Source organism: Arthrobacter sp. TE12231 (assembly GCF_054062895.1).
On the sequence record NZ_JBSSFS010000001.1, the window covers coordinates 2,013,975 to 2,034,156 of the forward strand.

General features: G+C 67.5%; 18 protein-coding genes. 8 read left to right on the forward strand and 10 right to left on the reverse strand.

Translation table 11 applies throughout. From position 1 onward, the window contains the following. Window positions 1-542: 542 nt before the first annotated feature. Both ACVWYS_RS09180 and ACVWYS_RS09185 read right to left on the reverse strand, forming a co-directional pair. Entirely contained in the window at window positions 543-1,697 is a 1,155-nt protein-coding gene (locus ACVWYS_RS09180; RefSeq protein ID WP_456509621.1) for a thiolase family protein, read from the reverse strand. Between the two features lie 118 nt (window positions 1,698-1,815). Further along, window positions 1,816-3,228 carry a class I adenylate-forming enzyme family protein gene (locus ACVWYS_RS09185; protein WP_456509622.1) on the reverse strand — a complete coding sequence of 471 codons (1,413 nt, stop codon included), beginning with the start codon at window positions 3,226-3,228 and terminating at the stop codon, window positions 1,816-1,818. A 59-nt stretch (window positions 3,229-3,287) separates the two neighbouring features. On the opposite strand from ACVWYS_RS09185, the gene ypfJ reads away from it, so the two are divergent. Beyond that, window positions 3,288-4,175, forward strand: a complete 888-nt coding sequence (gene ypfJ / locus ACVWYS_RS09190; protein ID WP_344367738.1) for a KPN_02809 family neutral zinc metallopeptidase — start codon at window positions 3,288-3,290, stop codon at window positions 4,173-4,175. 31 nt (window positions 4,176-4,206) lie between these two features. On the opposite strand, the gene ACVWYS_RS09195 is transcribed toward ypfJ, so the two are convergent. The 7 genes from ACVWYS_RS09195 to ACVWYS_RS09225 all read right to left on the reverse strand — a co-directional run bounded on the left by ACVWYS_RS09195 (window position 4,207) and on the right by ACVWYS_RS09225 (window position 10,322). After that, window positions 4,207-4,839 (reverse strand): hypothetical protein, encoded by a 633-nt coding sequence (locus ACVWYS_RS09195; RefSeq protein ID WP_456509623.1) that lies wholly within the window; start codon window positions 4,837-4,839, stop codon window positions 4,207-4,209. Window positions 4,840-5,061: 222 nt separating this feature from the next. Next, complete coding sequence (locus ACVWYS_RS09200) at window positions 5,062-5,394, reverse strand: metal-sulfur cluster assembly factor (protein ID WP_018772973.1); 333 nt, start codon at window positions 5,392-5,394, stop codon at window positions 5,062-5,064. 13 nt (window positions 5,395-5,407) lie between these two features. Next, a complete protein-coding gene (gene sufC, locus ACVWYS_RS09205; protein WP_091254077.1) occupies window positions 5,408-6,205 on the reverse strand; it encodes a Fe-S cluster assembly ATPase SufC in 798 nt (265 codons plus the stop codon). A gap of 82 nt (window positions 6,206-6,287) precedes the next feature. Beyond that, window positions 6,288-6,647 carry a non-heme iron oxygenase ferredoxin subunit gene (locus ACVWYS_RS09210; RefSeq protein WP_091254076.1) on the reverse strand — a complete coding sequence of 120 codons (360 nt, stop codon included), beginning with the start codon at window positions 6,645-6,647 and terminating at the stop codon, window positions 6,288-6,290. Between the two features lie 26 nt (window positions 6,648-6,673). Beyond that, the gene (gene sufD, locus ACVWYS_RS09215; protein ID WP_116765730.1) at window positions 6,674-7,960 is read right to left on the reverse strand and encodes a Fe-S cluster assembly protein SufD; all 1,287 of its coding nucleotides are present in this window, start codon (window positions 7,958-7,960) and stop codon (window positions 6,674-6,676) included. Continuing rightward, window positions 7,960-9,423 carry a Fe-S cluster assembly protein SufB gene (sufB, locus tag ACVWYS_RS09220; RefSeq protein ID WP_116765731.1) on the reverse strand — a complete coding sequence of 488 codons (1,464 nt, stop codon included), beginning with the start codon at window positions 9,421-9,423 and terminating at the stop codon, window positions 7,960-7,962. Before sufB ends, sufD begins: the two co-directional genes overlap by 1 nt. Next, on the reverse strand, window positions 9,423-10,322 hold the full coding sequence (locus tag ACVWYS_RS09225) for a helix-turn-helix transcriptional regulator (RefSeq protein ID WP_456509624.1): 900 nt from the start codon (window positions 10,320-10,322) through the stop codon (window positions 9,423-9,425). The genes sufB and ACVWYS_RS09225 overlap by 1 nt, the downstream gene beginning before the upstream one ends. A gap of 107 nt (window positions 10,323-10,429) precedes the next feature. Here ACVWYS_RS09225 and ACVWYS_RS09230 point away from each other — a divergent pair, with 107 nt between their 5' ends. The 5 genes from ACVWYS_RS09230 (at window position 10,430) to ACVWYS_RS09250 (ending at window position 15,307) form a co-directional block, all read left to right on the forward strand. Beyond that, window positions 10,430-11,398: an ABC transporter ATP-binding protein gene (locus ACVWYS_RS09230; RefSeq protein WP_344367742.1), complete on the forward strand. Its 969-nt coding sequence runs from the start codon at window positions 10,430-10,432 to the stop codon at window positions 11,396-11,398. 98 nt (window positions 11,399-11,496) lie between these two features. Continuing rightward, window positions 11,497-12,207 (forward strand): ABC transporter permease, encoded by a 711-nt coding sequence (locus ACVWYS_RS09235; protein ID WP_456509038.1) that lies wholly within the window; start codon window positions 11,497-11,499, stop codon window positions 12,205-12,207. A gap of 7 nt (window positions 12,208-12,214) precedes the next feature. Next, complete coding sequence (locus tag ACVWYS_RS09240) at window positions 12,215-13,159, forward strand: COX15/CtaA family protein (protein WP_456509625.1); 945 nt, start codon at window positions 12,215-12,217, stop codon at window positions 13,157-13,159. 223 nt (window positions 13,160-13,382) lie between these two features. Beyond that, window positions 13,383-13,907, forward strand: coding sequence for a hypothetical protein (locus ACVWYS_RS09245; RefSeq protein WP_237563291.1), 525 nt, complete (start codon window positions 13,383-13,385; stop codon window positions 13,905-13,907). A gap of 281 nt (window positions 13,908-14,188) precedes the next feature. Beyond that, window positions 14,189-15,307, forward strand: coding sequence for an acyltransferase family protein (locus tag ACVWYS_RS09250; RefSeq protein WP_456509626.1), 1,119 nt, complete (start codon window positions 14,189-14,191; stop codon window positions 15,305-15,307). A 102-nt stretch (window positions 15,308-15,409) separates the two neighbouring features. On the opposite strand, the gene ACVWYS_RS09255 is transcribed toward ACVWYS_RS09250, so the two are convergent. Then, on the reverse strand, window positions 15,410-16,372 hold the full coding sequence (locus ACVWYS_RS09255) for a heme o synthase (protein WP_091254060.1): 963 nt from the start codon (window positions 16,370-16,372) through the stop codon (window positions 15,410-15,412). A 512-nt stretch (window positions 16,373-16,884) separates the two neighbouring features. Here ACVWYS_RS09255 and tkt point away from each other — a divergent pair. Both tkt and tal read left to right on the forward strand, forming a co-directional pair. Further along, window positions 16,885-19,002, forward strand: a complete 2,118-nt coding sequence (tkt, locus tag ACVWYS_RS09260; protein WP_456509627.1) for a transketolase — start codon at window positions 16,885-16,887, stop codon at window positions 19,000-19,002. Between the two features lie 63 nt (window positions 19,003-19,065). Continuing rightward, entirely contained in the window at window positions 19,066-20,181 is a 1,116-nt protein-coding gene (gene tal, locus ACVWYS_RS09265) for a transaldolase (protein WP_091254056.1), read from the forward strand. The last annotated feature ends 1 nt before the right edge of the window (window position 20,182 follow it).

The following is a 20,182-nucleotide window of genomic DNA, read 5'->3' on the forward strand; positions in this document are numbered from 1 at the left end:
CCCCTGACGGTTGCCCCGGGGCGCTCTCCCGGACCCCGTTCCACTGGACATGTCCTCCCCGGGCCGCGGGCAATGGACATAGAGCCACAGTGTCCACCCTTCAAACCGAGGAATGGACATGTCCCGCCCGCGGTGCCCGAGCGGCCCACACCCGGAGCCCACACCCGCTGGACATGCCCTCCCCGGGCCGCGGGCAATGGACATAGAGCCACAGTGTCCACCCTTCAAGCCGAGGAATGGGCATGTCCCGCCCGCGGTGCCCGAGCGGCCCACATCCGGAGCCCACACCCGCTGGACATGCCCTCCCCGGGCCGCGGGCAATGGACATAGAGCCATAGTGTCCAGCCTTCAAGCCGAGGAATGGACATGTCCCTTCTCCGGGGCCAGAGCAGGACATGCCACGTTGCCGGGGCCAGAGCAGGGCATGTCCCAGATCCGAAGGATGGACATGTCCTCCGTTGTCCGCAGCCACGGGACATTAGCCCCGCATGTCCACCGGCCGCGGCGAAGAATGGGCATGTCCCCCGGGTGGCCCGGGAGGGTCAGACCAGGCTGCAGTACCCGAGCAGCGCGGCCGTGCCCATGCCGCCGGCGATGCTGATCATGGCCAGGGCGAGCTGGCCGGGCTCCCGGGACCTGCGGGCCTGTGCCAGCAGCCTGGTCACCAGCACCGCGCCCGAAGCTCCGTAGGCGTGCCCGAGAGCCAGGGCGCCGCCGTCGAGGTTCGCGCGCTCCGGATCGATCCCCAGCTGATCAAGGCACGCGAGCGTCTGGGAGGCGAATGCCTCGTTGAATTCCACCAGGCCCAGGTCTGTCGGCGCGAGGCCGCGGGCGGCCAGGAGCCGCCCGGCCGCCGCGGCCGCCCCGATGCCAAGCAGGTGCGGCGCCACCCCGGCAGTCTCGGTTGCCAGCACCAGGAGCCCGTCGGCGGCGCCCAGCCGCCGGGCCCGTTCCACGGACGTAATGATGACAGCGGCCGCGCCGTCCGCGTCGAAGCAGGAGTTCCCGGCCGTGACCGTGCCGCCGGCAGCGAACACGGGCGGGAAGCGGGCCATCAGGGCCGGGCCAAGGGTGGGCCTCGGACCGTCGTCGGTTGCCACGACGGCCCCCGACTGCGCGGCGACCGGCACGAGTTCGCCGTCGAACCGCCCGGCAGCGGAGGCCGCCAGAGCACGGCGGTGGCTGCGGAGCGCGAAGGCATCCTGGCGATCCCGGCTGATGCCGTAGCCGGCGGCAACGTTCTCGGCCGCCACCCCCATGTCCGGGTCGCCGAGGCTGAGCGGGGCGAACTGGGCCCTGCTGTAGTAGTCCGCGCTGCCGTCCTCGTTGCGGTGTGCCCGGAGCGGGGCCGTGCTGATGCTTTCCACGCCGCCGGCGAGGTAGACGCCGCTGCCACCCGCGGCGACGAGCCGGGAGGCCAGCACGATCGCGTCCAGCCCGGAGCCGCACTGCCGGTCCACCGTGACGCCGGGCACCGTGACGGGCAGGCCGGCCTCCAGCGCGGCGAGCCGGGCCACGTTCCCGCCGCCGCCCACGGCGTTGCCGATCACGACGTCGGTGACGGAGTCCGGGGTGAGGCCCGCACCGGCGTCGGAGAGCAGGGTGCGCAGCACCGGGGCCAGGAGCTCGTGGGAGCGCAGTTTCTTCAAAGTGCCGTTGGCCCGGCAGAGCGGCGTCCGCCGTGCGGCGATGATCACCGGCTGCCGGTCCTCCGGCAACAGCCCCGGGAAGGACGGCCCGCCTGAAGCACGCCTGCCGGAAGCCGGGCCGCCTCCCAACGGGCCGTCTTCCAACGGCCGGGGCTCCGTGCTCGGCTCAGCCAAGGCGCCGGATCCGGGGATCGTTCCGGTCCACCCAGTCGAGCAGCAGCTGCCGGCTGATCTTGCCCCGGTCGGTCAGGGGCAGCTCGGCCAGCGCGAAGTATTCGAGAGGGCGCTTGTTGCGTGCCAGCACGTCCTCAATGCCCGCCTTCAGCTGGGTGGCGGTGACCGCCCCGTGCGAGGGCACCACGGCGGCCACCACACGCTGGCCCCGAAGGTCGTCGGCCATGCCGGCAGCAACGGCCGCCGCGACGCCCGGGACGGACGCCAGCGCCATTTCGACTTCGTGCGGGTAGACGTTCGTGCCGGCGGTGATGATCATGTCCGAGCGGCGGCCCAGCATGTGCAGGGTCCCGCCGGAGATATATCCCTGGTCCCCGACGGTGTACCAGCCGTCGAAACACCGCAGGGCGTGGCCGTCGTCGCCCCACAGGTAGCCGTTGCTGACCATGCCGCTGCGGACGCAGATGTTGCCGTCACCGCCGTCCGGGAGTTCGGCCCCCCGGTCGTCCAGGATGCGGATATCGACGCCGGGAAAGGGTTTCCCGATCCCGGTGCCGCCCTGCTCCACGGCCTCGCCCGGGCGCAGGCCGGCGCCCGAAACGAAGCTGAGCTCGGAGGCGCCGTAGTACTCGAAGATGGTGGCGTTGGGTGCCCAGCGCCTCGCTGCTTCCAGCGTCCGGGCGTCCAGCTTGGAGCCGGCGCAGACGATGCTGCGGATGCCGGAGGCGTCGACCCCGCCGGCCAGGCCGCGCTCGCTAAGCAGCCGGAGCATGGCGGGGACCAGGACCAGCCGGGTGATGCCGTCGTGGCTGACGGCCGCGTGGGCGGCGCCGACGTCGAAGTGCTCAAGCGTGTGGAACTCCGCACCGGCGTAGAGGCATTCGGCGAGGGCGTAGAGGTTCAGGCTCGCCGCGAGCGGGCCGGGGGCCAGGGTCCTGTCTTCACGGGTCAGGCCGAAGAATTCAATGGACGCGTCGAACGACTCCTGCCAGGACCGCCGGGAGCGGGTAAACGCCTTAGGCACCGAGGTGGTCCCGGAGGTCAGACCAATCAGGAACGAGGTGACCGGCGACCCGTCAACCAGCTCGGCTCCCAGTCCAGCGCCGGACTCATCCCCCGGAACCGGTGTCCGCGCGATGCGGGCGGTAATCGCGTCCTGCAGCTGCTGCGGCCAGGCCGGGTCCAGCACGGCGCACTGGCGCTGACCGGCGACGGCAGCGGCGAACGCGACGGCGAAGCGGGTTGAGTTGTGTTCGGACAAGACGGTGATGGCTGGCGCCGCGGGGACCCGCGCCGCGGCCTGGTCACGCAGACCGGACCAGCTGAGGTGCGTCCCGGCCACGACGACGGCAGTTTCGTCGGGACGGTCATCGGCCCAGCGCTGGAGTCTGTCGAGAAAAGGCATCGCACCAACTTTACCGTTGCCGGCCGCCGCCGCCCCTTTGTGCGGGATATTGTGACTCCATGAGCTTCAATGACAACGCCCCGCTGGATCCCTCACAGGTCCAGGATCGACGAGGGATGGGCCGCGGCCCCATGATCGGCGGCGGGATCGGCGGTGGCATCATCCTGCTGCTGGCCGCACTGTTCGGCATCAACCCCCAGCTTCTCGAGGGACTGGCCGGCACCACCCAGGACCCCCAGTCGCAGAGTCAGGGCTCTGCGCCCGCCTGCCAGACCGGGGCCGACGCCGACGCCCGCCTCGACTGCAGGATCACGGGCACCGTCAACAGCTTGAACGCCTTCTGGCCGGCCTATCTGGCCCAGTACAACACCAAATACCCGCGTCCCAAGGCCGTGATCTTCACCGGCGGGACCAACACCGGCTGCGGCGCCGCGACCACCGAGGTAGGACCGTTCTACTGCCCCGTCGACACCACGGCGTACTTCGATCCCGGCTTCTTCCAGGAACTCGTGGACCGGTTCGGCTCCTCCGGCGGGCCGCTGGCACAGGAATATGTGGTTGCCCACGAGTTCGGGCACCACGTCCAGAACCTGCTCGGCAACCTCGACCGCGCGCAACAGGATCCGCAGGGTCCCGCTTCCGGGGGTGTCCGGGTGGAGCTCCAGGCCGACTGCTACGCAGGGCTGTGGGCACACTATGCAACTACTCAGCCGGACCCCAAGACCGGCCAGCCGTATCTCGAACCGCTCACGGACAAGGATCTCCAGGATGCCTTGTCGGCCGCCTCGGCCGTGGGTGACGACCGCATCCAGAAAGCCGCCACAGGCCGCGTCTCACCCGAAGCGTGGACCCACGGGTCCAGTGCACAGCGGCAGAAGTGGTTCTACCAGGGCTACACGACCGGGGACATCAACAAGTGCGACACCTTTGCGGTGGCAACACCCTGACCCCTCAGGCTTGACCTCACCGGCCCGGAGCTCACTGGCCCCGCGTTCGCCGGGCCGGGATCTCAACGTAGCTCAGGAATCCGGCGTGGCCCACGTGCCGGTGCTTCGGATGCCATACCGGCCGGTAAAGATGCCCGAAAGGGTCCGTCACCCGGACCGTGTCCAGCTGCTCGTTCCCGGCCAGGAGGCGGTCGACGTCGGCCAGTTCGTTGCGCCGCGTCGACAGCCCGTCGATTTCCAGGCCCCAGAGCCCCAGCTCAGCGTCCGTCCCGCGTTCCAGCTGCAGCGTCTCAAACAGTCCGGCCACGAGCTCGGTCAGCCCGACGGCGTCCGCTCGCTGCAGCCGGTGCTTTTCGGGGTGCACCTCGCGGGCGTCGGCCAGCGCCTGCCGCAGCCAGTGGAATTCCACGGGTCCCAGAGGCGGCCCCAACTTCAGGTGGCGGTTCTGGTCCAGCTCGAGCCGGTAGGAGGTGGCGTTGCGGTCGATGATGCACGGGGCCTCGCCGACATACTCGAGGTCCGCCAGCAGGTCTTCCCTGGAACGGTAGTAGTCGAACTCGCCGCTGTCCTCGACCACGACAAAGTCCCCGGCGGCGCCGGACGGCCCCGCCGCCGCGCCGGCCGCGCCGCCCGTTTCCGGCCACGGTGCTGGTGTGGCATCCATTCCGGTTCGCCTCCTGTTGACACTATGCCCGGTCCGCGGCCAGGGTGCCGCGGCGGACTCGTTGCCTTCATCAGATCACCGACCGGGCCGAAAGGGAACGCGCAGGCTTAAATGACGCCGGCCCCGCCTCAGTGAGGCGGGGCCGGCGTCATCGTAATTAGGGGCCTCCGCCGCCGGGGGCTCCCTGGCCGAGCGAAGCAAGGCTAGGGAAGCGGTGGTGTCCTAGATGTTGAAGCCCAGGGCGCGCATCTGGTCCCGTCCGTCTTCGGTGATCCGTTCCGGGCCCCACGGCGGCATCCAAACCCAGTTGAGGCGCCAGTCGTCGACGATCCCGTCCAGGGCCTTGCCGACCTGCTCTTCGATGACATCGGTGAGCGGGCAGGCGGCCGTGGTGAGAGTCATGTCGATCAGGAGGGCGCCGTCGTCGTCTGAGTACTTCAGGCCGTAGAGCAGGCCCAGATCAACGATGTTGACCCCGAGCTCCGGGTCAATCACATCCTTGAGTGCCTCTTCGACGTCCTCGAGGCCCGTGCGGGCCACATTGAGTTCAGTCATGGTGAAGTCCTAACTAGGCCTGTGCTGCAGCGTCTGCGGCAGCGATCGTGGCTGCTCCGGCGCCCGTGGCGTAGCGGTCGTAGCCTTCTTCTTCAAGGCGGTCGGCGAGCTCCGGGCCGCCCTCTTCGACAACCTGGCCGTCAACGAACACGTGCACGAAGTCCGGCTTGATGTAGCGCAGGATGCGGGTGTAGTGCGTGATGAGCAGGGTGCCCATGTTGCCTTCCGCGTGGGCGCGGTTGACGCCCTCGGAGACAACCTTCAGTGCGTCGACGTCGAGGCCGGAGTCGGTCTCGTCGAGGATCGCGAACTTCGGCTTGAACAGTTCGAGCTGCAGGATCTCGACGCGCTTCTTCTCGCCGCCGGAGAAGCCCTCGTTGACGTTGCGCTGGGTGAAGTCGGCGTCGATGCGCAGCTGCGCCATGGCAGCCTTGACGTCCTTCGTCCAGGTGCGGAGCTTCGGGGCCTCGCCGTCGATGGCGGTCTTGGCAGTGCGCAGGAAGTTCGTCATGCTCACGCCGGGAACCTCGACGGGGTACTGCATGGCCAGGAACAGGCCGGCCCGGGCGCGCTCGTCAACGCTCATCGCGAGGACGTCTTCGCCGTCGAGCGTGATGGTACCCGAGGTGACGTTGTAGCGCGGGTGGCCGGCGATGGTGGACGCCAGGGTGGACTTGCCGGAACCGTTCGGACCCATGATGGCGTGCGTTTCGCCGGTCCGGATGGTCAGGCTGACGCCCTTCAGGATTTCCTTGGTGCCCTGCTCGGTGTCAATGCTGACGTGCAGGTCCTTGATCTCAAGAGTAGACATGTGCCTTGTTCTCCTCTGCACGGTGCCCTCCGGCACTGTGCGTTTTCTTGTCGATAAGTTGTGGTGCGCTAGCTGCCGGAGGCTAGCTGAAGTTCGGGGCCTCGGCACCGTTCAGGACGTTGGTGAAGTCCACATAGACCTCGTCATCCAGGACGGTCACGGCAAAGACGGGGACAGGATCGTAGGCCGGCAGCTGGAGCGGCTCACCGCTGCGCAGGTCGAACTGGGAACCGTGGCCCCAGCACTCGATCTTGCAGCCTTCCACCTCACCTTCGGAAAGGGAGATGTCCGCGTGCGAGCAGGTGTCGCCGATGGCGTGGATCTCGCCCATCGAGTCCTTCACGATGGCAACGGGGTAGTCATCGATCAGGATCCGCAGTGCCTGCTTGACCTGGATCTCGCTGGCGTTGCAGACAAGCTCGCCCTTTGGCTGTTCAGTCATTGATCTTCCCTGTGCTGCTGTGCTGGCTAATGATTCGTTGCCGCGAGTTCGCGCTCGACAGCGTCCGTGAGGCGCTCTTCGATGGCAGGAACCTTGATCTGCTGGATGATCTCGTTCAGGAAGCCGCGGACCACCAGACGGCGGGCCACCTCTTCCGGAATGCCGCGGGCCATCAGGTAGAACAGGTGCTGGTCGTCGAACCGTCCGGTGGCGCTGGCGTGGCCGGCGCCGGCGATCAGTCCGGTCTCGATCTCAAGGTTGGGCACGGAGTCCGCGCGGGCGCCGTCGGTCAGGACCAGGTTGCGGTTGGCCTCGTAGGTGTCGGTGCCTTCTGCCTCCTTGCGGATCAGAACGTCACCAACCCACACGGTGTGCGCATTGCGGCCCTGCAGGGCACCCTTGTACAGGACGTTGGATTTGCAGTTGGGCACGGAGTGGTCCACGAACAGGCGCTGCTCGAGGTGCTGGCCGGCGTCGGCGAAGTACAGGCCGAACAGTTCCACTTCTGCGCCCGGAGCGGTGAAGCGTGCCGACGGCGTGACGCGCACGAGGTCGCCGCCGAGGCTGACGACGATGTGCTTGAACTTGGCGTCCCGGCCGAGCTTGGCCTGCTGGGAGGAGGCATGCACGGCGTCGTCGTTCCATTCCTGGAGCGAGATGACGGTGAGCTGCGCGCCGTCCCCGACGACGATCTCGATGTTTTCCGAGACGACGGCGGTGCCCTGGTGGTCCAGGACTACGACGGCTTTGGAGAACTTTTCGGCGACGATCACGACGTGCTGCGCGGAGGCCTCGGTGCCCTGGCCGGTCAGCAGGACGCTGACCTCGCCGTCGACCTGGACCTCGGCGGGAACCGTGATGACGGTGGCCTCGGTGAAGTTCTCCCAGGCGTTCGCGGACACACGGTCCTCGGGGATGGCGGCAGATCCGATCCGGCGGTCGTCGCGGCCGACGGTTTCCACGGTGACGCTGTCCGGGGCGGTCACGCTCACGGACGGGGCGGCGCCGTTGAGGACCTCGGTGTGCAGGCCGCGGAGGCGCTTGAGCGGGGTGAACCGCCAGTCCTCTTCCATGCCGGTCAGCGGCTTGAAGTCAGCCAGCTTGTAGGAGGTCAGCCGGCCGGCGCGTGAGCTGTCCGGAATGCCGACGCCGCCACCGTGGGAGTGGCGCTTGACGGCTTCGCCGGCCAGCGGCGCCTTGGACTCCGCGGCATTCAGCGGTGAGAGGCTCTCGCCTTCCTCGGTGAAACCGTTGATGAACGGCTGGGCTGACGGCGCGCCGATGCGGGCCTTTTCAGTAGTGATGTCAGTCATTAACCGACCGATCCTTCCATCTGCAGTTCAATCAGGCGGTTCAGCTCAAGGGCGTATTCCATCGGCAGCTCACGGGCAATCGGCTCGATGAAGCCGCGGACGATCATCGCCATGGCCTCGTCTTCGCGCATGCCGCGGGACATCAGGTAGAACAGCTGCTCTTCGCTGACGCGCGAGACCGTGGCCTCGTGGCCCATGGTGACGTCGTCCTCGCGGATGTCGATGTACGGGTAGGTGTCCGAGCGGCTGATGGTGTCCACCAGCAGGGCGTCACAGCGGACCGTGTTGGCCGAGTGCTTGGCGCCTTCGCGGACCTGGACCAGGCCGCGGTAGGCGGCACGGCCGCCGCCACGGGCCACGGACTTGGAGATGATCGAACTCTTGGTGTTCGGCGCGATGTGGACCATCTTGGAGCCGGTGTCCTGGTGCTGGCCTTCGCCGGCGAACGCGATGGACAGGGTCTCGCCCTTGGCGCCCTCGCCCACGAGGTAGACGGCCGGGTACTTCATGGTGACCTTGGAGCCGATGTTGCCATCGATCCACTCCATGGTGGCGCCCTCTTCGCAGATGGCGCGCTTGGTGACCAGGTTGTACACGTTGGTGGACCAGTTCTGGATGGTCGTGTAGCGGACGCGGGCGCCCTTCTTCACAATGATCTCCACGACGGCGGAGTGCAGCGAGTCCGAGGTGTAGATCGGCGCGGTGCAGCCTTCGATGTAGTGGACGTAGGAGTCCTCGTCGGCGATGATCAGGGTGCGCTCGAACTGGCCCATGTTTTCCGTGTTGATCCGGAAGTAGGCCTGCAGCGGAATGTCCACGTGGACGCCCTTGGGCACGTACACGAAGGACCCGCCGGACCAGACGGCCGTGTTGAGCGAGGCGAACTTGTTGTCGCCCACCGGGATGATCGTGCCGAAGTATTCCTGGAAGATCTCCGGGTGCTCGCGCAGGGCGGTGTCGGTGTCCAGGAAGATGACGCCCTGGGCTTCGAGGTCCTCACGGATCTGGTGGTACACCACCTCGGATTCGTACTGGGCCGCAACACCGGAGACCAGGCGGCTGCGCTCGGCTTCCGGGATGCCGAGCTTCTCGTACGTGTTCCGGATGTCCTCGGGAAGGTCTTCCCAGGTGGCGGCCTGCTTCTCGGTGGACCGCACGAAGTACTTGATGTTGTCGAAGTCGATGCCGGAGAGGTCCGCGCCCCAGGTGGGCATGGGCTTGCGGTCGAAGTACTTCAGGCCCTTGAGGCGCAGGTCCAGCATCCATTCCGGCTCGCTCTTCTTAGCCGAGATGTCGCGGACAACGTCTTCGTCGATGCCACGGCGGGCGTTGGCTCCGACGTCGTTCTTGTCGGCCCAGCCGTACTCGTAGGTGCCGATTCCGTGGAGCTCGGGATTCTTTTCCAGAATCTCCGAAATCACAGTAGAGTCAGCAACCTTCTTCTCTGATAGTTGGTCCGTCATCACGGCCTTTCTTGCAGATGGTTGGATACTTCATCCGGGGTACCCGGGGCTGCGGGACTGGAAGCCCCGACGGCGGCCGGACGGCCCGTAGGTATGTGGGTGGTGCAGACGTGCCCGCCGCGCGCGAGGGTCGACAGCCGGCGCACATCGACGCCGACCAGCCGGGAGAACACTTCGGTCTCCACATCGCAGAACACGGGGAACTGGGCCGCCAGGTGCTGGATGGGGCAGTGCCCCTGGCAGAGCTGGACGCTGGACAGGGCGGCCGGAAGCGGCGCCTTGGCTTCAATCGACTGCGCCGAGGCGACGAAACCGTCGCGGCTCAGCGCCTCGGAGAGGGCCCGGGCCCGGGCCGTGATGTCCGGTCCGGCCTGCTCGATCCCGGGCGCGTAGCGGCGTTCCATGTCGGCGAACCGTTCGACGGCAAACTGCCGGACCGCCTCGGGGCCGGCGGCCTCGCCCAGGCGGCGCAACGCCACGGTGGCGATGTCGAGGTAGTCGTTGCCAAGCGTCGACTGGCCCTGGGAGCTCAGGACATAGCGGCGGGCGGGACGTCCCGCGCCGGCACCGGCACGGGCAGCCCGCTTGACCTCAATCACGCCGCTGCGCGAGAGGTGGTCGAGGTGGCGGCGGACGGCGGCAGGGGTGAAGCCCAGGAGGTCGCCGAGTTCGGCGGCGCTGATGGGTCCATGCTCCAGCACGGCGTTGAGGACGCGGTCACGCGTGCGCTCTTCGGCGTCGTGGGTCTGGCTGGCGGCGCCCGCGGGAACCTCATCCGGGACGACGGCCACGTGCGCCCGGTCGGACCCGAGGCGAGCAGCGCCGCGGCCGGACCGGGCACGGGGCGCAGCGGCTCCCGACACAGCGGCTCCAGACACAGAGGGACTCATGGAATACACAACACAATCATGTCGTAATTTACTCCGGCGATCCAGTAAGGCATGGCTTGCCTGCAGTTGGCGCCCGTTCCGGGGGAACGCCGTATTACATCGCGTAGAATGCTGTGGTGCGATCTCCCGAATCCCCCGTTCTGACCATCAGCGGGCTCGTCAAGGATGTTGGTCCACTGCCCACCCTCGACGGCAAGATGCTGCGCGTGGTCAGCGGCCTTTCCCTCGTTGCCGAACGCGGCCAGGTAACAGCCCTGCTCGGCGCCAACGGCGCCGGCAAGACCACCACCATCGAATGCGCCCAGGGGCTGCAGAAGCGGACCTCCGGCACCATCAGCCTGCTCGGCCAGGATCCGGACACTGCCGGCGCCGGCCTCCGTGCGCGCGTCGGTGTCATGCTGCAGGACGGCGGTCTCCCGCCGTCGGCCCGTCCCATCCCGCTGCTGAAGCACATTGCCGGCATGTACCAGGATCCGTGGCCGGTGGATGAGCTCATTGCCCGCCTGGGGATCGAGTCCTTCAGCCGCACCTCAGTGCGGCGCCTGTCCGGCGGCCAGAAGCAGCGCCTTGCCCTTGCGGCGGCGCTGGTCGGCAACCCGGAGGTTCTCTTCCTCGACGAGCCGAGCGCCGGCCTGGATCCGCAGTCCCGCCAGATGGTCTTCGATCTCATCGCCGAGCTGCGTAACAGCGGGATGGGAATCATCCTCACCACCCACCTGATGGACGACGCCCAGCGCCTGGCCGACTACGTCTACATCATCGACGCCGGACGGAACGTCGCTGAAGGCACCGTCGCCCAGCTCCTGCAGCATCAGCTGCCCGCCGGCGACGACGGGCAGCACATCCGCACCCTGCTGTTTGAGACCGAACCGGGCCTGGACTTCACCGGCGTGCTGACCGACGGCGTCGAGGTCACCGAGGCCCGGGCCGGCAGCTACGCCGTGACCGGCGCACTGACCCCGGCGGACCTCGCGGCGATCACCGCGTGGTGGGCCGCCCGCGGGATCATGCCCAGCTCCCTGAGCCTTGAGGCACGCAGCCTCGAGGACGTCTTCCTGGACATCTCCGGAAGGGAGATCCGATGACCCGCGTTTCCGGCGGCGCGCCTCTGGGCAGTGCCCCACTGGGCAGTGCCCCGCTCACAGCACACGGCAGCGCACCCGCTCCGCTGCTGCGCAGGATCATGCTGCAGGGGCGGTACGAAACCATCACCATGCTCCGGAACGGCGAGCAGCTGATCCTCGCGATCGTCCTGCCGCTGCTGGCCATGGTCGGCCTGACCGTGACGCCGCTGCTGGACGGGCTGGGTTCGAGCCGCATCAACGTTGCCGTCCCCGGCATCCTGGCCCTGTGCGCCATGTCCACCGCCTTCACGGGCCAGGGCATCGCCACCGGCTTCGACCGCCGCTACGGCGTGCTGCGCTTTCTTTCCACCACTCCCCTGGGCCGCACCGGACTGATCGCCGGCAAGATCCTGGCCGTCCTGGCCGTCTTGTTCCTGCAGGTGCTCATCGTCTCGGCCGTGGCCCTGGTGTTGGGCTGGCAGCCCAACCCCGCAGGCTGGCTGCCCGGCATGCTCATCCTGGTCCTCGGGGCCGCATGCTTCACCGCGCTGGGGCTGCTGGTCGCCGGGACGGTCCGGCCGGAGGCGACCCTGGCCATCACCAACCTGCTCTGGATTCTGCTCGGGGCCCTGGGCGGGATCGTGATCCCGTCCGAACGGCTCCCTGCGCTCTCGCAGGCTGTGGTGCACTTCCTCCCCTCCGGCTCGCTGGGCCAGGCGCTGAGGGATGCTTTCCTGTACGGCAGCGTCAACGTTGCTGCCGTCTTTGTCCTGCTGCTCTGGACGGCGATCGCCGGCGGCGCGGCAATCCGTTGGTTCAAGTGGAATTGAGAAAACTGTGAGCACGGCGTCACGCACACCCCGGATCGTTTCCGGGTTCACCTCCCGACTGCCCGTCACGGTCGACAACAGGATCAGGCGGCTGGCCGTGTTGTCCCTCATCGGCCAGATCGTCCTGGTGGTGACAGGCGGCGCCGTCCGGCTTACCGCCTCGGGCCTTGGCTGCCCCACCTGGCCGCGCTGTACGGAAGGATCCCTGGCCACCACGCCGGAAATGGGGTTCCACGGAATCATCGAATTCGGCAACCGGCTCCTGACGTTCGCGCTGGCCGCCGTCGCGGTGATGATGCTCGTGTACCTGTGGAACCTCCGCAAGGAACGCCGGGACCTCTTCCTGCTGGCCCTCGGCCTGCTCGCCAGCATCCCGGCCCAGGCCGTCATCGGCGGCATCACCGTCCTCACCCAGCTGAACCCGTGGGTCGTGGGCCTGCACTTCCTGGTATCCATGGCCCTCGTGGTTCTGGCAACCCTTCTGGTGAACCGCGCCTACGGCCGCACGGGCAAGGCCCGGACCGTGCAGCTTCCGGCCCTGCCGGGCGCCGCGCGCCCGGTGATGACCGTCGTCGCGTTCTTCTCCGCCGTGGCCGTTTGCCTGGGCGTGGTGGTGACCGGGGCCGGCCCGCATGCCGGCGACGCCAACGCCCCGCGCAATGACCTCGACTGGGACCTGTTCGCGCACATCCATGCCATGCCGGCGTACCTGGTGACCGCCGGAGCGCTGTTCGGAGTGTTCCTGGTGCTGCGCGGGCGTATCCCGGGGCCGTTCCGTTCCGCGGTGTTCATGCTCCTGGGCGTCACTGTGCTGCAGGCCATCATCGGCTTCACGCAGTACTACAACGGCATCCCGGCGCTGCTCGTGGGCGCACACATGCTGGCGGCGGCCCTGTTGATGAGCGCGGCCACCAACGCCGCGGACCTCGCCCGCTACAGCCCGGTGAAATAGGCGCACCAACACCTCCCCCCAACAAACAACGCGGGGTGACTTGCCGCTCGTTCCGCACCTGGCGGATGGGCCGTAGTTAACCCCGCGTTGCTTGTGTTTGTGGGCTCCGGTCTGGCCTCGGCGGGTTCCCCGGGAGCACTATGAGATGGCATGGATTTGGATCGTTGCGGTCGTGGGCATGTGGTCGTTCACTCCTGTGACGCTTACCGGAAGGCCTTCTCACATGGATCCCATCGAACCGCCCGTGACCCTGTCACCCGCGGCCCGCCAACGCGCGGCGAGCCTTAAAGAGCGGGTCTACATCATCTTTACGAGCCTCGCAGTGGTGCTGGCGCTTCGGAGCCACGCGGACGAGACGTCGCCCGCGGCCGCCGCCGCCACCCTCAGCATCGTGGTCATCGGTTCCCTGCTGGGGATTTTCGTCGCCGATCTCCTGAGCCACCTGACGGTTCATTCGACGCTCCCCACCGGTGAAGAACTGCACCATATGATCGCGGTCAGCGCCGGCGGTCTCGGCGTTCTGGTGACTCCGCTGCTCCTGCTCGCAGCGGCCGGCCTCGGGCTGTGGTCGACGGCCGTGGCGCTCGGCTGGGCGGTCGTTGTTCTCGTTGCCTCACTCATGGTCGTCGGGTACCTCGCGATCCGGCGCCTCGATATCCCGCTCCATCACAAGGCCGCCATCATGTTCGCCGAAGTCGTCTTAAGCCTTCTGGTGATCGGGCTCGAACTCATCGCCCACAACCTCTGAATCCCGGGCTGTTGCGGGCGAACGCACCACCAGACGGACCGTGGTCAGGTTTCGTCCAGCCGCGTCCGGGATAATAGGTAACGGCGCGGTGGCGCCGGAATCACATTCATCAGAAGAGGAACGGCACGGTTTTGCCTTGATTCAGCTGAAATAGAAACCGGCCGGAAAGAGGCTCCGGAGGTTATATGGCGTTACTAGTCGGCGAAAGGGCCGCCACGGCCGCCCTGCAATCTACAGACCAACACGCTACAACCAAACAAACCGCAAGCAGGCAATTCACAGTGCGTCCGCGGCTTGACGGCCTGGACGTCCTTCGCGGCGCTGCCGTTGGCGCAGTCCTGCTCGGACATTCCTGGCCTGGAATATTTCAAGGCGCCGGCATCATCGGTGTCATTGCGTTCTTCGTGCTGAGCGGATACCTGATCACGAACGTGCTGCTCAGGGACGTGGAACGGCATCGAAAGATTCGCTACGGCCGTTTCTATGCACACAGGGCCTTCCGGCTCGTGCCGGCCCTGATCTCCCTCCTGGGCGTGTACGCCGTCGTCGAGCTGGCCACCGACGTCCTCGGGGACCGGTCCAAGGGCATCGTCGGGTACACCGTCCTCGCCGGCCTCGGATACCTCAAAGACCTGCCGCTGCCCTTCGACGTCAGCATGGCCATCGGACCGCTGTGGACGCTGGCGGTGGAGGAACAGTTCTATCTGATCTGGCCCGCGCTGCTGGTGCTCGCCCTGCGGCGCAACCGGCAGGGCCGGCTGATCATCTGGTCGGCCGCCGTCGCCCTGTCCCTGATGACGGCAAGCGTGCTGGCGATGGAGATCATGGCTCCGCAACTTCATTCACTGGTCTACGCGTTGCCCACGACGTGGGGCCTGGGCCTGATCCTAGGGTCGGCCCTGCGCCTCTACCGGATCCGCGTCTTCGGCTGGTTCGCGGGCCGCCGGCTCAGGCTCGCCGCCCTGCTCGGCTCTTCGGCACTCCTGGTCGCGCTGGCGTTCTTCCCGAAAGCCAACGAAACACCGGCCTTCTTCTTCATCGGAGGCCCGCTGGCTATGGCTGCCGCGGCCGTCCTGGTGGCCCTCGCCGCCTCCCGCACCCGTGCGATGCCGACGTGGACGCGCCCGCTGCAGCTGCTGGGCACCGTGTCCTACGCCGCCTATCTCTGGAATTACCTCGTCATTCTCTGGCTCAACGGCGGGTCGACGGCGGATCTGCCGCCGCTCGTGGCGGTGTCGGCCATCGTGGTGACCCTGGTCATCGCGGTCATCAGCTGGCACACGGTCGAGAGGCTCGGGCGGATCGCGCGCCATCGCTTCGACCAGCGGTACCCGGACCAGCGGCCGGCGGCCGGCGTCGTTCCCCCGCCCGGTCCGCGCCAGGAAGTAAGCGCCGACTAGGAGCAGCGCCCTCATGGCACGGCCGCAAAACAGCAGATGCTCCCTCACCAGTGGTGAGGGAGCATCTGCTGTTTTAAGAACAGGTTTAAGAACAGGGAGGACTCAGCCGCCCATGACCGCCGAGCCGATGAACGGGTCCACCGCCAGCGCAATGAAGAGCAGTGTCAGGTAGCTGATGGAGCCGTGAAAGACCTTCATGGCGCCCTTGTTGGAGACGTCGCCGGACTGGGCGCGGTTGTACAGGGCGTGCGACTCGTACAGGAACCACGCGCCGGCCGCGACGGCGGTCACCGTGTACACCCAGCCCGCGCCGCCGGCCGGGATCAGCAGGAGCGAGCATGCCACCATGGCCCACGCGTAAAGCACCACCTGCACCGAGACCACCTTGGCGCCGGCGATGGCGCCCAGCATCGGCACGTTGGCGTTGCGGTAGTCCTCGCCGTACCGCATCGACAGCGGCCAGTAGTGCGGCGGGGTCCAGAGGAAGATCACCATGAAGAGCACGACGGCGGGCCACTCCACCGTGTTGGTGACGGCGGCCCAGGCGATCAGGACAGGGAAGCAGCCCGCGGCGCCGCCCCAGACGATGTTCTGGGCGGTGCGTCGCTTGAGGATCATGGTGTAGATGACCACGTAGAAGACGATGGCGCCGAGGCCCAGCCATGCGGCGAGCGGGTTGGCCCCGAACCAGAGGATGGCGATCGCCGCGGCGCCCAGCAGCCAGGAGAAGATCAGTGCTTCGCGGGGGGTGACCTCGCCGGTGACCAGCGGCCGGTTTTCGGTGCGGTGCATGAGCTTGTCGATGTCGCGGTCGATGTAGCAGTTGAAGGCACCGGCAGAGCCTGCCGCGAAAGCGCCGCCCACGAGCGTCGCCAGAATCAGGCCGATCGAGGGGAATCCGCGCTCGGCGTAGATCATGGTGGGCAAGGTGCTGACGAGCAGGAGCTCGATGACTCGGGGCTTCGTGAGCGCCAGGTAGGCCTTGGCCTTGCGGCCGAAGCCCATTCTTGCCGAGGCCGGGGAGGCGTTCAGCGGCGTATTTGTTGTGCTCACGGTGGCAGTCACTCTGTTCTGTCTGGGCAGTTCTGTCTGGCTGGCAGCCCCGGGTGGATGTCGCAACGCTTTTTGCTGCAGACGGGCTCTGCGCGCAGCGCACGCCCGTGTCCTTGCCCCAGTCGAAGGCCACCACCCATCATACCGTGACGCTGCGCGCACCCGGCCCGCCGCCGGGCCCCAATGATTCGGGCGCGTTAACGCCGGCTCACGGGCGCAATAACGCGCGGTGATTCATATAAGCGAAATCAGGTCCAATTGGTGAGATATACGCTGACCACCAAGTGGAATGGGACTAGGCTGTTCTTAGATCAGCGCACACGGGCACGCACCAACGCAATTGCCGAGTAATTGCCCGGCAATTGCCGAAACCGGCGGCTCTGGATCTGCGTCTGAATGATAGATCAACGTTTCGATGGTGAACGGCTGGTACGTACTGCAGCGGGCACCGAACTGTGCCCGGGGTGGGACCAAGCGTACCGCCGGCCGTCAGCACAGAGAGGGGCCCGGTTTTCGTGCCACATTTGGAAGAGCAAGAACTGTCATGGAGTACCTTGGACCAGCGCGCCGTGGACACTGTCCGGGTGCTGGCCGCGGACGCGGTGGAGAAGGTGGGCAACGGCCACCCCGGGACCGCGATGAGCCTGGCCCCGGCCGCGTACCTTCTCTTCCAGAAGCTGATGCGCCACGACCCGAAGAACCCGGACTGGCTGGGCCGTGACCGGTTCATCCTGTCCCCGGGCCACACTTCCCTGACCCTGTACATCCAGCTGTTCCTTTCCGGCTACGGGCTGGAACTGAAGGACCTGGAAGCCCTGCGCACCTGGGGCTCCCTGACCCCGGGCCACCCGGAATACAAGCACACCGCCGGTGTGGAGATCACCACCGGCCCGCTGGGCCAGGGGCTGGCCTCAGCGGTCGGCTTCGCGTACTCCCAGCGCCGGATGCGCGGCCTGTTCGACGCCGACGCCCCCGCCGGCGAGTCCCCGTTCGACCACACCATCTGGGTCATCGCCTCCGACGGCGACCTCCAGGAAGGCGTCACGTCCGAGGCATCGTCCTTGGCCGGGCACCAGGAACTGGGCAACCTCGTGGTGATCTACGACGAGAACCACATCTCGATCGAGGACGACACCGACATCGCCTTCACCGAAGACGTGCTGGCCCGCTACGAGGCCTACGGCTGGCACACCCAGCGGGTCGATTGGACCCGCACCGGCGAATACGTCGAAGACGTCGCCGAACTCCATGCCGCGCTGCTGGCCGCAAAGGCCGAGACCGGCAAGCCCTCGATCATTTCGCTGCGCACCATCATCGGCTACCCGGCGCCGAAGAAGCAGAACACCGGCAAGATCCACGGCTCGGCCCTGGGCGCCGAGGAAGTCGCGGCCCTGAAGAAGGTCCTGGGCTTCGATCCGGAGCGCGCGTTCCAGGTCGACGATGACGTCCTGGCCCACACCCGCGAGGCGCAGGCCCGCGGCGCCGAGGCCCGCACCGCCTGGCAGAGCAGCTTCGAGGCCTGGCAGTCCGCCAACCCGGAGAACGCCGCCCTGCTTGAGCGCATCGAAGCCAAGAAGCTTCCGGTCGAGCTCGACGCCGCACTGCCGGTCTTCGAAGCCGGCAAGGACGTTTCCACCCGCGCCGCATCCGGGAAGGTCCTGAACGCGATCGGCCCGGTCATGCCCGAACTCTGGGGCGGCTCCGCCGACCTCGCCGAATCGAACAACACCACGATCGAAGGCTCGCCCTCGTTCATCCCGGCCTCACGCTCCACCGGGGCCTGGAAGGGCAACCCGTACGGCCGGGTGCTGCACTTCGGCATCCGCGAGCACGCCGCCGCGTCGATCGTGAACGGGATCAGCCTGCACGGCCGGACCCGGGCGTTCTCGGGAACGTTCCTGATCTTCTCCGACTACCAGCGCCCCGCGATCCGCCTCGGCGCCCTCATGGGCGTGCCGTCCCTGTACGTCTGGACGCACGACTCCATCGGCCTGGGCGAGGACGGCCCCACCCACCAGCCCGTGGAACAGCTGGCCTCCCTCCGGGCGATCCCGGGACTGGACGTCGTCCGCCCCGGCGACGCGAACGAGGTCGCTGCGGCGTGGAAGGTCATGCTGGAGAACCACGAGAACCCGGCCGGCATCGTCCTGACCCGGCAGAACATCCCCACATACGCCCGCGGTGAAGGAGACGCCAGCGGCGACACCTTCGGTTCCACCGCCGGCGTGGCCAGGGGCGGATACGTCCTCGCCGAAGCCTCCAAGGACGGCGCCACGGTCCCGGCCGAGGTCATCCTGATCGGCACCGGCTCCGAAGTCCAGCTCGCCGTGGCCGCCCGTGAGGCCCTGCAGGCCGAGGGCATCGCCGCCCGCGTCGTCTCCATGCCCTGCGTGGAATGGTTCAACAAGCAGGACGCCGCCTACCGCGAAGCCGTCCTGCCGGCCGCCGTCAAGGCGCGCGTCTCCGTCGAAGCAGGACTTGCCCTGGGCTGGAAGGAATTCGTCGGCGACGCCGGCCGCTCCATCAGCCTTGAGCACTTCGGTGCCTCCGCGGACTACAAGCGCCTCTTCCAGGAATTCGGCATTACCGCCGAAGCCGTCACCGCTGCCGCGAAGGACTCGCTCGCCAGCGTCACAAACTGACCCACCCCCATGGTTCCGGGGGACGCTGTGCCCCCGGAACCCATCATTTCCAGGAGTTATGACATGACTACCCCCACCCAGCAGCTCTCCGACGCCGGCGTCTCGATCTGGCTCGACGACCTCTCCCGCGGCCGCCTGCAGACCGGTACCCTGCGCAAGCTCATCGAAGAGAAGAACGTCGTTGGCGTCACCACCAACCCGTCCATCTTCCATGCCGCCATCACCTCCGGCACGGACTACGACGCCGTCATCGCTGCCCAGGCCGCGGCCGGCTCCACCGTTGAAGAGACCGTCTTCGAAATCACCACCACCGACGTCGCCGACGCCTGCGACCTCTTCGCTCCCGTCGCCGCCGCGACCAAGGGCGTCGACGGCCGCGTGTCCATCGAGGTGGACCCCCGCCTTGCCTGGGACACCGCCGGCACCATCGCCGAAGCGAAGCACCTGTACAAGAAGGTCAACAAGGACAACGTCCTGATCAAGATCCCGGCAACCCTCGAGGGCCTCGAAGCCATCACGGCCACCCTGGCCGAGGGCATCAGCGTCAACGTGACCCTGATCTTCTCGCTGGAACGCTACCGCGCCGTCATCAACGCCTTCCAGTCCGGCCTGGAGCAGGCCAAGGGCAACGGCCACGACCTCTCCACGATCCACTCCGTCGCGTCCTTCTTCGTCTCCCGCGTCGACGCCGAGATCGACAAGCGCCTCGATGCCATCGGCACCGACGAAGCCAAGGCACTCAAGGGCAAGGCCGGCCTGGCCAACGCCCGACTGGCCTACCAGGTCTACGAGGAGCTCTTCTCCACCGAACGCTGGGCCCTCCTCGCCGAAGCCGGCGCCCTGCCGCAGCGCCCGCTGTGGGCCTCCACCGGTGTGAAGGACCCGGCCTACCCGGACACCCTGTACGTCACCGAACTCGTCGCACCGGGCGTGGTCAACACCATGCCGGAGAAGACCCTGGACGCCACGTTCGACCACGGCGTGGTGACGGGCGACACCGTCACCCGCGGCTACGACGACGCCAACGCGACGCTGAACTCCCTCGACAACCTGGGGATCTCCTACAACGACGTCGTGGCACTGCTTGAGTCCGAAGGCCTGGACAAGTTCGTGGCCAGCTGGAAGGAACTCCTGGGCGACGTCGAAGGCGCCCTGGCCTCTGCACGGAAGGCTTCCTGAC